Consider the following 12,306-nt stretch of genomic DNA (forward strand, 5'->3'; position numbering starts at 1 on the left):
TCGCCTGGGCGACCGCGGAGGCGTCCGCGTCCGGGGGGCGACCGGTCCCGGCCACCCACGGGGGGGAGGGGGCCGCCGCCCCGGCGCTGCGGGCCGCGCTCGAGCGCAGCCGCCGGGCCGGGGGGGAACGGCAGGAGCAGGGTGGAGCACCCGCCGACGTCGGTCCGGGCCTGCTGGTCGTCGGTCGGCGCGGCGCCGGCGGGTTCGCCGGGCTGAGCCTGGGGTCCACCGCCCGCCGGCTCGTCCACGACGACGGCCCCGTGACGGTCGTCGTCCCGGCGGGTCAGGGGCCGGACGCCTGGGCGCCCCCGTCCGCCGACTCCCCGGTGGTGGTCGACGTCTCGTCCGACGCGGGCTGGGCCGCCGGACGCCCGGCGGAGCCGCTGACCGCGCACCGTGCCACGCAGCCCGAGGAGGTGCTCGGGGTGGCGCTGTCCCGGGCGCACCGCACCGGGCGTCCCCTCCTGGCCGTCCTGCACTGGCGCGTGCCGTCCACGGTCGCGGCCGAGGGCCGGTCCATCGCGCAGGTGTGGGACGACTACGCCGACCGCGCCGCCGAGCAGCTGGACGGCCTGCTGGGGCGCTGGCGCACGGCCTACCCGACCGTGGAGCTGCGCCCGCTCGTGACCGACCGCCACCCCGTCTCCACCCTTCTGGACCTGGCCGGGCGGGCCGAGATCCTGGTCCTTCCCCGCGGTCCGCGTGCGTGCGCCGTGGTCGAGGACGCGACCTGCCCCGTCATGGTCCTCTGAGGCAGCATCCTCCGGTCCTCCCCGGCGGCGGTCCTACAGCGGCACCGACCAGATGAGCTCGGTGCCGTGGGGGCGGACCCGACGCAGCTCCACGGTGCCCCCGCGGTCCGTGGCCCGGGCGCGCACGTTGCCCAGCCCGGACTCGGCCACCTCCGGCCCGATGCCGACGCCGTCGTCCCGCACGACCAGGCGCAGGGCCGACGGGTCGTCGACCACCTCCGCGGTGACCACCACCGAGGTGGCCCGGGCGTGCCGGGCCACGTTGGACAGCGCCTCCCGCACGACCATCAGCACCTGGGTGTGCACCTCCTCGTCGGCCACCGAGTCCAGCGGTCCCCGCAGGTGGACCACCGGTGCGAAGCCCAGCGTGGAGGCGTAGGACTCCACCAGCTGACGCAGGTCCGCCCGGAAGCTGCCCGCCCCCGGGTGGTGGCGCAGCTCGAAGATCGTGGCCCGGATGTCGCGGATCGTCTGGTCCAGCTCGGCGACGGCCCCGCCGAGCCGTTCGACGAGCTCGCCGTCCTCGCTGTGCCGCGCCGCGCCCTGCAGGGTCAGGCCCACCGCGAAGAGACGCTGGATGACCAGGTCGTGCAGGTCGCGGGCGATCCGGTCGCGGTCCTGCAGGAGGGTGACCAGGTCGTGGTCGCGCTCCCCGTGCTCCCGGTCCAGGACCAGCGTGGCGTGCAGGGCCAGGGCGCTGATGACGTCCCGCACCTGCCGGGCGGAGACGCCGGGCGACGGCGACCACCGGTGGACCACGAGGACCGTCGGCAGTCCCGCCCGGGTGTCCAGCGGCACCAGGCTGGTGCTGCTGCGCGCCTCGGGGTCGGCGGCCGCGTCCCCCGTCCGCGGCGTGGCGGTGGCCGCCATCGACACCGGGTCGCGCGTGGTCGTCCAGTGGTGCGGCGACCCGTCGGCCATGACCTCGCGCAGGTCGGGCCCCAGCTCGGCCAGCGCGGCCCCCGCCTCCGGACCGGAGGCCGCCAGCACCCGCAGCTCGCCGTCGGGCCGGGTGCCGACCAGGGCCACGGCGCGGGCCCCGGTGAGCTCGCGGGCACGGTCGGTCAGCAGCGGCAGGGCGACCTCGAGGTCCACCGACTCCACGATGGTGCGGTCGATGGCCCACAGGGAGGCGGCCACGCCCTCGTACAGCCCGGCGACCCGGCGCTGGCGCTCCTTGCCCAGCCGCAGCCCCAGGACGGTGGCCACCAGCCGCAGGCAGCTGGGCACGGCCGCGTCGTCGGGGCGGGTCGCCCCCACGACGTGCAGGGTCCCGAACCGTTGGCCCCCGACGACGACGGGCGTGCCCAGCACCGCCTCCGGGCCGTCGTGCACCGTGGAGGAGGTGAGGGCCTCCACGACCGGGTCGTCCGGGGCCACCCCGTCGGTCAGGACGTGGGCGACCCAGCCGGGGTGCTCCTCGTCCTCGACGGTCAGCACGGCCGCCCGCGCCCCGGTCAGGTGCCGGGCACCCGCCAGGGCGGTGCGCATCGCGTGCCGCACGTCCTCGACGTCGGTGGCCGCGATCTGCTGGGCGGTGTGGACGACGTGGCCGAGGGTGTCCTCGGGCTGGGAGCTGGCGGGGGTCGTCATGACGCCCCCAACCTAGTGCAGGAGGCCCGGCATACCCTGGAGCGGTCCTGACCGCTCCCGAGAGGAACCCGCGTGCGCCGCGTCCTGGCCGGCCTGTGGGCCATGCTGCCGCTGGCCCTGCTCCTGCTGACCCTGCCCCGCGCCGCGCGTCCCGGGTCCGGGGTCGACGGTCCCCTCCTGCAGACCGCGCTGACCGCGACGGTGCTGGCGGCCCTGGCGGCCGCCGGGGTGGCGCTGCTGAGCCGGGTGGTCCCCGCGGCGTGGGGCCGGTGGGGGCTGGCCGCGTCCGCCGCCGTGGGCTGGGGCGGGTATGCCGTCGCGCTGGTCGGCGCCGCCGCGCCGGGGCTGCGGTGGACCGCCGTGGGGGTGGTCGCCCTCCTGGCCGGCTGGGCGGGCCACCGGCTGCACGGCCGGCGGTCCCGGCCCCGGGCCCAGCTGCTGGAACGCGTGCCGGAGCGGGCCCGGGTGCAGGCCGTGCGGGGGCGGGCGGTGGCGCCGGTGGAGGAGTGGGCCACCGACGTCTCGTCCGGGACGCTGCGTGCGCAGGGCCTGGGGCTGCTGGGGGTCTTCGTCGTGACCGCGGCCGTGGTCCTGCTCATGGGGGAGGGCGTGGTGCTGGCGCTGGGGGTGCTGGTGTTCGGTCTCGTGGCAGGGGGCCTGGCGCTGGCCTGGTCGCGCGTGCGCGTGGTCGTCGACGCCGACGGTCTGCTGATCGGCTCGCGCGTGCTCCCGGTGCGGCTCCTCCGGGTGCCCGCCGAGGACGTCCTGGGCGTCGAGGTGCAGGACCTGGACCCCATGGCCTGGGGCGGGATCGGGCTGCGGCCGCTGCCCGACCGCACCTCCTACGTCGTCGACGGCGGCCCCGGCCTGGTCGTCTGGCGCGCGGACGGGCGCCGGCTGGCCGTCCAGGTCACCGAGGGCGACGGGGCGGCGCGGGCCGGCGCCCGGGCGCTGTCCCGGGCCGCGGGTCAGCGGCTGGGCGAGCTCACCGGCTCCTGACCCGGGGCCCCCGGCTCCTGGGTCGGCGCCACCGACCCCCCGGCCGACGTCCCCAGCGACCGCTCCAGCTGGGCGCCCTCCACGTCGACGTCCGGCAGGATCCGGTCCAGCCACCGCGGGAACCACCAGGCACGCTCACCGAGCAGCGAGAGCACCGCCGGGGTGAGCGTCATCCGCACCAGGAAGGCGTCGACGAGCACGCCGAGCGCCAGGCCCAGCCCGATCGGCCGGACCATCGTCAGGTGCGCCCACACGAAGCCGGCGAAGACCGAGATCATGATGATCGCCGCCGCCGTGACGACCCGGGCGCTGTGGTTGAACCCGGTCACGACGGCCGTCCGCGCGTCCCGCCCGTGCACGTGTTCCTCGCGCATGGCCGAGACCAGGAAGACCTGGTAGTCCATCGCGAGCCCGAAGAGGATGCCGATGAGCAGGATCGGCAGGAAGGACAGCACCGGCCCCGGCTCGTGGACCCCGAAGACTGCGCCCAGGTGGCCCAGCTGGTAGACCGCCACGACCGCGCCGAAGGCGGCCACGATCGACAGCAGGAAGCCGGCGGTGGCCAGCAGGGGCACCCAGATGGACCGGAACACCAGCATCATGAGCAGCAGGGACAGCCCCACGACGACGAGCAGGTACACCGGCAGGGCATCGGCGAGCTGCTCCGAGATGTCGATGTTCGCCACCGTCTGGCCGGTGATGTCCATGCTGGCGCCGTGCTCCTGGCCGAGGGCGGCCAGGTCGGCGTCGAGCCGGTCGACCAGGGCCACCGTGGACTCCTCGGTGGGTCCGCCGGCCGGCTGCAGCTGGAAGGCCAGGACGTCGCGGTCCTCGTTGACGCCCGCGGGCAGCACCCGCTCGACACCCTCGACGGCGGCCAGGTCCTCGGCGATGTCGGCCTGGGCGTTCATCAGCGCGACCTCGCCGTCCGCGACGGGGTCGTCCAGCTCGGCGACGGCCAGGATGGGGCCGGTCGCGCCGGCGCCGAACTCGCTGCGGACGGTGTCGTAGGTGGTGTAGGCGGTGGAGCCCAGCGGCTCGGAGCTGCTGTCCGGCAGGCCGAGCCGCAGCTGGCCGGTGGGGTAGCCCAGGGCCGCCACGATCGCGACGACGCCCAGGATGGCCAGCCAGGGTCGGCGCTGGACGACCGCGGCCCAGCCGCGGGTGGTGTCGGCCTCCCGGGCGTCGTCGGCGTCGGCGAGGTGGTGGTCGCCGGCGGCGATCGCGGCGCGCTCCTTCCTCGGCAGCACCCGCAGGCCCATGACGGACAGCAGCGCCGGGGTCAGGGTGATGGCGACCAGGACGGCCAGGGCCACCGTCGCGGCGGCGACCAGCCCCATGGTGCCCAGGAACGGCATACCGGTCAGCACCAGGGCCGACAGCGCGATGATGACCGTCAGGCCGGCGAAGGTCACTGCGTTGCCGGAGGTGCCCACCGCCAGGGCGATGGACTCCTGGACCGGCATGCCGTGCCGCAGCTGCTGGCGGTGCCGGTTGATGAGGAAGAGGGAGTAGTCGATGCCGACGGCCAGACCCAGCATGAGCGCCAGGACCGGGGTGATCGACTGCATCTCGATGACGGGGGAGAGGGCCAGCGACCCGGCGACACCGACACCCACGCCCACGAGCGCCATGAGGATGGGCAGGCCGGCCGCGACCAGGCTGCCGAGCATGACGATGAGCACCAGGCCGGCGACGGCCAGGCCGACGACCTCGCCTGGCCCGAAGATGCTGTTGAGGTCCAGCGCGAACTCGGCGGAGAAGTCCACCTCCACCCCGCTGCCGTCCTCGATCGCGTCGCCGATGCGCTGGATCTCGTCGGCGACCTCGGGGGTGATGGCCTGGGCGTTGCTGCCGGTCACGGACACCTGGGTCATCGCCACGGTGCCCTCCTCGTTGACGACGCGCAGCCCGTCCGTGAGGGCGGCCATGCGCTCGCCGGCCTCGAGCTGGGCCTGGGCGTCGGCCAGCTCGGCCCGGCCCTCCTCGAGCTCCGCCTCGCCGTCGACGATCTGCTGCTCGGCCTCGGCCAGCTGCTCCCGAGCGGCCTCCAGCTCGGCCTCGCCGGCGGCCAGCTGGGCCTCCCCTGCCTCCAGCTCGGCCAGCCCGGCGTCGAGCTGCTGCTGACCCGCGACCAGCTGCTGGCGGCCGTCGTCGATCTGTGCCTGGCCGGCGGCGATCTCGGCGCGCGCGGCCTCCGCCTGCGCCGGGGGGACGACCCCGGCGGCCACGCCGGCCTCCAGCTCGGCGCTGCGGGCGTCGAGCTCGGCCTGGGCAGCGTCCAGCTGCTGGGCCTGGGCGTCGAGCTCGGCCTGCCCGGACTCCAGCTCCGCCCGGCCGGCCTCTAGCTCGGTGCGGCTGTCCTCGAGCTGGGCCGTGCCGGTCTCCAGCTCCTCGCGACCGGTCTCGACCTGCTCGCGGGCGTCCGCGAGGTCGGCCTCGCCCTGCTCGAGCTCGGCGCGACCCTCCTCGAGCTGGGTGCGACCCTCGGCCAGGTCCTCGGCCGTGGCGTCCAGCTGGGCCTGGCTCTCGAAGGGGTCGACCGCCTCGACGTCGGGCATGGCGTTCCACTGCTCGACCACGTCGGCGACGGACGCGCGCTGCTCGTCGGTGAACGGCTCGTCGGTGGTGAAGACGACGGTGCCGGTCGTGCCGGAGGCCTCGGGGATCTCCTCGCGCAGCGTGTCGAGCACGGTCTCGAACCGGCTGCCCGGGATGGAGATGTCGTTGGTCAGGGGCTTCATCAGCGCCAGGGCTCCGGTGGCGACGATCGCCAGGATGGCGACCCAGGCGGCGACGACGCCCCACCGGTGACGTGCGCACCAGCGGCCAAGACGGTTGAGGAGGACGGCCACGGTCGTGGTCCTTTCGGGTCAGCTGCGAGAGGTTGGCCGCCACCCGCGGGCCAGGTGGCCCAGGGCGCGGTCGAGATGCTCGCCGAAGGCGGACAGGTCCTGGGGGGTCAGGCTCGCGGGACGGGTCGGCCCCGCGAGCCACTCCTGCTCCGCCGCGGCGAAGGCGTGCATGACGCTGGCGGCCAGCGTGGTGAGGTAGAGGGGGTCGGTGCCCTCCGGGAACAGGTCCCGGAGGCGGGTCTCGAACCAGGCGCCGAGCTCGGTCCAGACGGCCCGTTCGAGGGTGGGGTCGCCCCCGGCGGGTCCGTGCGCGTTGAGCGCGACCATCCAGCCCAGGAAGTCGGGGTCGACACCTCCTGCGGCGACCAGGCGGCGCAGGGCCTGCAGCGGGTCCCGCGCCAGCAGCGCGGCGTCGACCCGGGCCACCATCTGCTCGGCGTGCCCGGAGAAGACCTCGACCAGGACGGCAGGGAGCCCGGCGTAGTAGTTGAAGAAGGTGCGGCGGGAGATCCCCGCACCCTCGGCCACCTGGTCGACGGTGATCTCCGCCACCGGGTGGCGGCGCAGGAGCGCCTGGAGGGAGCCGGCCACGGCCTCGCGGGTGCGGACCTTGTTCAGCTCGCGCCGTCCCGTGGGCGGGTCGACCGTGCCCCGGGGCGGAGCGGTCGGGTCGGTCACCCGTTCAGGATAGAAGTTCGTGCACGGTGTGCAAAATTGCTCGCCGTGCACCCGGTATGAGGCGCGCCATACCCGGTCCTCAGGGGGCGGGCTCGACGAGGTCGCGACGGGCGCGACGGGAGCGTCGCACGTGCGTCACCATGTCCCAGGTGAGCACGGCCAGGGCCACCCAGACCATCGCGAAGCCCACCCAGCGGGAGGCGGGCACGGTCTCGCCGAGCAGCAGCACGCCGGTCATCAGCTGCAGAACGGGGGTGAGGAACTGCAGCAGGCCGATGGTGGACAGCGGCACCCGGCTGGCCGCCGCGGCGAAGAGGAGCAGCGGCACCGCGGTCGCCAGGCCCGTGGAGACCAGGAGCGCGGTGTGCACCCCGCCGTGCGCCAGGAAGGTGGTCTCCCCACGGGCCGAGAGCCAGACGAGCACGACCACGGCCACCGGCAGGATCGCCAGCGTCTCCCCGGCGAGCGAGCGGATCGGGGACAGCGAGATGCCGAGGCGGTTCTTCAGCAGGCTGTAGGAGGCGAAGCTGACCGCCAGCACCAGGGAGATCCACGGCGGCCGACCGTAGTCGATCGTCAGGTAGACCGCGGCGACCCCTCCGACCGCCACGGCGACCCACTGGGCGCGACGCAGCGTCTCGCGCAGGACCACCACGCCCAGGGCCACGGTGACCAGGGGGTTGAGGAAGTAGCCCAGGGCGGCCTCGGTGACGTGCCCGCTGAGCACGGCGTACGTGTACACGCCCCAGTTGAGGGCGATGAACAGGCCGGCCAGGGCGACCCCGCCGGCCCGACGCGGGCGGCGGGCCAGCTCGAGCAGCCAGCGCAGGTCCCGCGTGAGCACGAGGACGATCGCGCACAGCAGCAGGGTCCAGACGATCCGGTGGGCCAGGATCTCCCACGGCCCTGCCGGGCGCAGGGTGGCGAAGTAGAGGGGGAAGGCGCCCCAGAGCAGGTAGGTCAGGAACCCGGCGAGCGTGCCCTCCTGCCGACGGCGCGCCTCGGTCACTCCTCGTCCAACGCTTCCTCGCCCTCCTCGACCAGGGCGTCCCCGGCCGCAGGAGTGGGTCCCTCGGACGTCTCGCCCGCCAGGGTCTGCTCGACCTGGCCGGCGCGGGTGCCGTCGACGGTCCAGGTGTCCCGCCCGCGCAGGAGCGCGGCCAGCGTCTCGTCGGGCGACCCGGCCGGCGGGGCCTCGGCCACGGCCGTGGCCACCTGGGCGCGCACGGAGTCGTCGTAGGTCGGGCGCCGCACCGAGCGGAAGACCCCCATCGGCACGTGCTGCATGCTCGCGTCGTCGAGGCGGGAGAGGGCGAAGGCCGTCGAGGGGTCCGGGTCGGCGGGGTCGTGGACCACGACCCGGGCCGGGTCGGCGTCGGCCTCGGCCACGACGGCCAGTCGTCCGGCGTCGTCCCGGACGACGACACGCACGTCCTCGCCGGAGCCGATCCGCACCGGCTCGCCGGCGCGCAGGTGGGCCAGGCGGGCGGTGGCCTCGTCGCGGTCCTTGAGCAGCTGGAAGGCGCCGTCGTTGAAGATCGGGCAGTTCTGGTAGATCTCCACCAGCGCGGTGCCGCGGTGCTCGGCGGCCTGGCGCAGCACCTCGGTGAGGTGCTTGCGGTCGGAGTCCATGGTGCGCGCGACGAACGTCGCCTCGGCCCCCAGGGCCAGGGACACCGGGTTGAACGGGTGGTCCACCGACCCGGACGGGGTCGACTTCGTCACCGCCCCGACCTCGGAGGTGGGGGAGTACTGCCCCTTGGTCAGGCCGTAGATCTTGTTGTTGAACAGCAGGATCGTCAGGTTGACGTTGCGCCGCATCGCGTGGATGAGGTGGTTGCCGCCGATGGACAGGGCGTCGCCGTCACCGGTGACGACCCACACGGACAGGTCCTCGCGGGCCGTCGCCAGGCCGGTGGCGATGGCCGGTGCGCGGCCGTGGATGGAGTGCATGCCGTAGGTGTCCAGGTAGTAGGGGAAGCGGCTGGAGCAGCCGATCCCGGACACGAAGACGATGTTCTCCCGGCGCAGCCCCAGGTCGGGCAGGAACCCCTGCACCGCCGCGAGCACCGCGTAGTCGCCGCAGCCCGGGCACCAGCGCACCTCCTGGTCGGAGGTGAAGTCCTTCTTGGTCTGCGCCGTCCCGTCCTGGAGGACGGGGACGCCGGCGGTGCCGGACCGGGGGGTATGGGGTGCGACCGCGGGTGCGGCGGAGCCGCCCGGCGAGGGCATCCCGATCTCGGTGATGTGCCTGCTCATCGTCAACGTGCCTCCTCGGGTGCCTCGGCGAGCTCCAGCAGGTGCGCGTGGATCACCTCGGCGAGCTCGGCGGCGGTGAACGGCAGCCCCCGCACGGCGGTGTGCGAGCGCACGTCCACCAGGTAGCGTCCGCGCAGCAGCAGGGCCAGCTGGCCCAGGTTCATCTCCGGCAGGAGCACCCGGTCGTAGCGGCGCAGCACCTCGCCCAGGTCGGCGGGGAAGGGGTTCAGGTGGCGCAGGTGGGCGCGCGCCACCGACGCGCCGGCGCTGCGGGCCAGGCGGGTGGCCGCGGCGACCGGGCCGTAGGTGGAGCCCCACCCCAGGACGAGCAGCCGGGCGCGGCCGTCGGGGTCGTCGACCGCCAGCGGCGGGATCGTGTCGGCGATCCGGTCGATCTTGGCCTGCCGGAGACGGACCATCCGGTCGTGGTTGGCGGGGTCGTAGGAGATGTGCCCGGTGACGTCGGCCTTCTCGATGCCGCCGATCCGGTGCTCCAGGCCGGGCGTGCCCGGGACGGCCCACGGTCGCGCCAGGGTCTGCTCGTCGCGCAGGAAGGGGTGGAAGACCGGCTCGCCGGCGTCGTCCACGGCGTTGGGGGCGCTCGCCTTCTCGACGGTCAGGTCGGGCAGCGAGGCCACGTCCGGCACGGACCACGGCTCCGAGCCGTTGCCCAGGTAGCCGTCGGAGAGCAGGATCACCGGGGTGCGGTAGGTGGTGGCGATGCGCACGGACTCCAGCGCCGCGTCGAAGCAGTCGCTGGGGGAGCCGGCCGCGACGACCGCCACGGGCGACTCGCCGTTGCGGCCGTACATCGCCTGCAGCAGGTCGGCCTGCTCGGTCTTGGTCGGCAGCCCGGTCGAGGGGCCGCCGCGCTGGATGTCGACGACGACGAGGGGCAGCTCGGTGGAGACCGCCAGCCCGATCGTCTCGCTCTTCAGCGCCAGGCCGGGGCCGGAGGTCGTCGTCACCCCCAGGGCGCCGCCGAAGGAGGCGCCCAGCGCCATCCCGACGGCAGCGATCTCGTCCTCGGCCTGCAGCGTGGTCACCCCCAGGTGCTTGAGCGCGGACAGCTGGTGGAGCACGTCCGAGGCGGGGGTGATCGGGTAGGAGCCCAGCACCAGCCGCAGCCCGGCCCGCTGCGCGGCGGCCACCAGGCCCAGCGCCATGGCCTGGTTGCCGGTGATGGTGCGGTAGGTGCCCGGTGCCATCGGGGCGGGCGCGACCTCGTATCGGACGGCGAAGTCCTCGGTCGTCTCGCCGTAGGCGTGCCCCGCCCGCAGGGCCACCAGGTTGGCCTCCAGGACGTCGGGGGCCTGGGCGAACTTGGCGCGCAGGAACGCCTCGGTGCCACCGGTGTCCCGGGAGTAGAGCCAGGAGAGCAGGCCCAGGGCCAGCATGTTCTTGGCCCGCTCCTTCTCCTTGCGGGTCAGGTCGAAGTCCGCGAGCGCCTCGACGGCCATCGACGTCAGCGGCAGCGCGTGCACGTGGTAGCCGGCGTCCGTCAGCGACCCGTCCTCCAGCGGGTTGGCCTCGTAGCCGACCTTGGCCAGGTTGCGGCGGCCGAACTCGTCGCTGTTGACGATGACGGTGGCCCCGCGGGGCAGGTCGGCGAGGTTGGCGCGCAGCGCGGCGGGGTTCATCGCGACCAGCACGTCGGGGGCGTCCCCGGGGGTGGCGATGTCGTGGTTGGCGAAGTGCAGCTGGAAGCTGGAGACCCCGGGCAGGGTGCCCTGGGGCGCCCTGATCTCCGCCGGGAAGTTGGGCAGCGTGGACAGGTCGTTGCCCAGCGAGGCGGTGTCGGAGGTGAAGCGGTCGCCGGTCAGCTGCATCCCGTCGCCGGAGTCGCCGGCGAACCGGATGACGACCCGGTCGAGCTGGTGGAGTTGAGTCGAAGACATGTCACCCATCAGCCTACGCCCCCGTGGGTCGTGCGACCGAAACGTCCGGCCGCACGGTCGGTCGGGACGGGGCTCAGCGGGGGAGGGTGAAGCGCCCCGCGATCCGGCGCGGGGGCACGACGGCGTCGTTGGCGGACTCGGACCGGTTGGCCCGGCTCAGGAAGTTGAGGCGCGGGCGGTGGGCGCCGCGACGGGCGGACGGACCGCCGAGCACGACGGGCACCTGGGCGAGGGTGTCGAGCTCGGACTGGACGGGGGTGGGGAGAGGCGTGGTAGTTGACATGTCTCCATTGTGGCTGAGCAGGCGCTATGCGTCCAATGAACGGGTGACATATCACCCTTGCGGTGAGAGCATACGAGGATGGACGTGCGTACCCTCCGGTGGTTCCAGCAGGTGGCCGACGGCACCACCCTCACCGAGCTCGGCGACGTCGAGGGGGTGGCTCAGTCGGGGATCTCCCGGGCCCTGGACCGGCTGGAGCGCGAGGTGGGCACCCCGTTGCTGCGCCGTTCCGGACGCACCCTGCGCCCGACCCGGGCCGGACTCGCCTTCCGGCGGCACGTCGACGCGGCCGTCCACGAGCTCGACGACGGGCTGGCGGCCGTGCAGCAGCTCCTGGACCCCGAGGCCGGGACGGTCAGCCTGGCCTTCCAGCCGTCGTTGGGGACCTGGCTGGTCCCGGGCCTGGTCAGCGACTTCCGGGCCGCCCACCCGCGGGTGGGGGTGGAGCTGCTGTCCCGGCAGGAGGAGCTGGTTCCGGCGGTCGGCGGCCACGAGGCCGTGGAGCTGGAGTTCACCACCCGTCCCCCGGAGGACCCCACGATCCGCTGGCGGGTGCTGGTGCGGGAGCCGCTCCTGCTCGCCGTCGGGCCCGGTCACCGCTGGGCGGGACGCGGGCACCTCGACCTGGCCGAGGCCGCCGGGGAGCCGTTCGTGGCCACCCACCCCCGCTCGCACCTGTGGGAGGTCACCCTGCGGCTGTGCCGGGACGCGGGGGTGGAGCCGCAGGTGGCCCTGGTCTGCCAGGACCTGCCCACGACCCGGGCCTTCGTGGCCGCCGGACTGGGGGTGGCCGTCCTGCCGGTGCCGGACGCCTGGACCCCCACCCACGAGGGCCTGACGATGCTCCACCTCGACGACGCCCGGGCCTACCGCGACGTCGGGATCGCCTGGTCCACGGGTCAGCCGATGCTGCCCTCGGCCCGGCTCTTCCTCGAGCACGCCGTCCGGCGCACCGGGCAGGACGCTCCGGACCGTCGCTGAGCCGGCGC

10 protein-coding genes are annotated in these 12,306 nt (G+C 74.7%); 3 read left to right on the plus strand and 7 right to left on the minus strand.

The window, feature by feature from the left end; translation table 11 throughout:
• Window positions 1-752 (plus strand): hypothetical protein (locus tag FJR00_RS15800; RefSeq protein WP_181409618.1); only part of this gene is annotated, 752 nt, incomplete at its 5' end.
• 33 nt (window positions 753-785) lie between these two features.
• Here FJR00_RS15800 and FJR00_RS16550 read toward each other — a convergent pair.
• The gene (locus tag FJR00_RS16550; protein WP_141339008.1) at window positions 786-2,345 is read right to left on the minus strand and encodes a sensor histidine kinase; all 1,560 of its coding nucleotides are present in this window, start codon (window positions 2,343-2,345) and stop codon (window positions 786-788) included.
• A gap of 72 nt (window positions 2,346-2,417) precedes the next feature.
• On the opposite strand from FJR00_RS16550, the gene FJR00_RS15805 reads away from it, so the two are divergent.
• Window positions 2,418-3,344: a hypothetical protein gene (locus tag FJR00_RS15805; protein ID WP_181409619.1), complete on the plus strand. Its 927-nt coding sequence runs from the start codon at window positions 2,418-2,420 to the stop codon at window positions 3,342-3,344.
• On the opposite strand, the gene FJR00_RS12340 is transcribed toward FJR00_RS15805, so the two are convergent.
• The 6 genes from FJR00_RS12340 to FJR00_RS12365 form a co-directional block, all read right to left on the minus strand.
• Complete coding sequence (locus tag FJR00_RS12340; protein ID WP_141339009.1) at window positions 3,314-6,199, minus strand: MMPL family transporter; 2,886 nt, start codon at window positions 6,197-6,199, stop codon at window positions 3,314-3,316. The genes FJR00_RS15805 and FJR00_RS12340 overlap by 31 nt on opposite strands.
• Window positions 6,200-6,217: 18 nt before the next feature.
• Window positions 6,218-6,877: a TetR/AcrR family transcriptional regulator gene (locus FJR00_RS12345; protein WP_141339010.1), complete on the minus strand. Its 660-nt coding sequence runs from the start codon at window positions 6,875-6,877 to the stop codon at window positions 6,218-6,220.
• 79 nt (window positions 6,878-6,956) lie between these two features.
• Window positions 6,957-7,886 carry an EamA family transporter RarD gene (gene rarD, locus FJR00_RS12350; RefSeq protein ID WP_141339011.1) on the minus strand — a complete coding sequence of 310 codons (930 nt, stop codon included), beginning with the start codon at window positions 7,884-7,886 and terminating at the stop codon, window positions 6,957-6,959.
• Window positions 7,883-9,109 (minus strand): 2-oxoacid:ferredoxin oxidoreductase subunit beta, encoded by a 1,227-nt coding sequence (locus FJR00_RS12355; protein ID WP_141339061.1) that lies wholly within the window; start codon window positions 9,107-9,109, stop codon window positions 7,883-7,885. The genes rarD and FJR00_RS12355 overlap by 4 nt, the downstream gene beginning before the upstream one ends.
• A 29-nt stretch (window positions 9,110-9,138) precedes the next feature.
• Window positions 9,139-11,034 carry a 2-oxoacid:acceptor oxidoreductase subunit alpha gene (locus tag FJR00_RS12360; protein WP_141339012.1) on the minus strand — a complete coding sequence of 632 codons (1,896 nt, stop codon included), beginning with the start codon at window positions 11,032-11,034 and terminating at the stop codon, window positions 9,139-9,141.
• A 73-nt stretch (window positions 11,035-11,107) separates the two neighbouring features.
• Window positions 11,108-11,317, minus strand: coding sequence for a hypothetical protein (locus tag FJR00_RS12365; RefSeq protein WP_141339013.1), 210 nt, complete (start codon window positions 11,315-11,317; stop codon window positions 11,108-11,110).
• Between the two features lie 78 nt (window positions 11,318-11,395).
• Here FJR00_RS12365 and FJR00_RS12370 point away from each other — a divergent pair, with 78 nt between their 5' ends.
• Window positions 11,396-12,298, plus strand: a complete 903-nt coding sequence (locus FJR00_RS12370) for a LysR family transcriptional regulator (protein ID WP_238330476.1) — start codon at window positions 11,396-11,398, stop codon at window positions 12,296-12,298.
• Window positions 12,299-12,306: the final 8 nt, after the last annotated feature.

Origin of the sequence: Ornithinimicrobium kibberense (assembly GCF_006519705.1) — a bacterium.
Taxonomy (GTDB): domain Bacteria; phylum Actinomycetota; class Actinomycetes; order Actinomycetales; family Dermatophilaceae; genus Ornithinicoccus; species Ornithinicoccus kibberensis.

What these genes read in the sequence shown, in the direction of transcription:
- FJR00_RS16550 (WP_141339008.1), bottom strand. Translation starts at nt 2,345, where the DNA reads ATGACGACCCCCGCCAGCTCCCAGCCCGAGGACACCCTCGGCCACGTC.
- FJR00_RS12355 (WP_141339061.1), bottom strand. Translation starts at nt 9,109, where the DNA reads ATGCCCTCGCCGGGCGGCTCCGCCGCACCCGCGGTCGCACCCCATACC.
- FJR00_RS12360 (WP_141339012.1), bottom strand. Translation starts at nt 11,034, where the DNA reads ATGTCTTCGACTCAACTCCACCAGCTCGACCGGGTCGTCATCCGGTTC.
- FJR00_RS12365 (WP_141339013.1), bottom strand. Translation starts at nt 11,317, where the DNA reads ATGTCAACTACCACGCCTCTCCCCACCCCCGTCCAGTCCGAGCTCGAC.
- FJR00_RS12370 (WP_238330476.1), top strand. Translation starts at nt 11,396, where the DNA reads ATGGACGTGCGTACCCTCCGGTGGTTCCAGCAGGTGGCCGACGGCACC.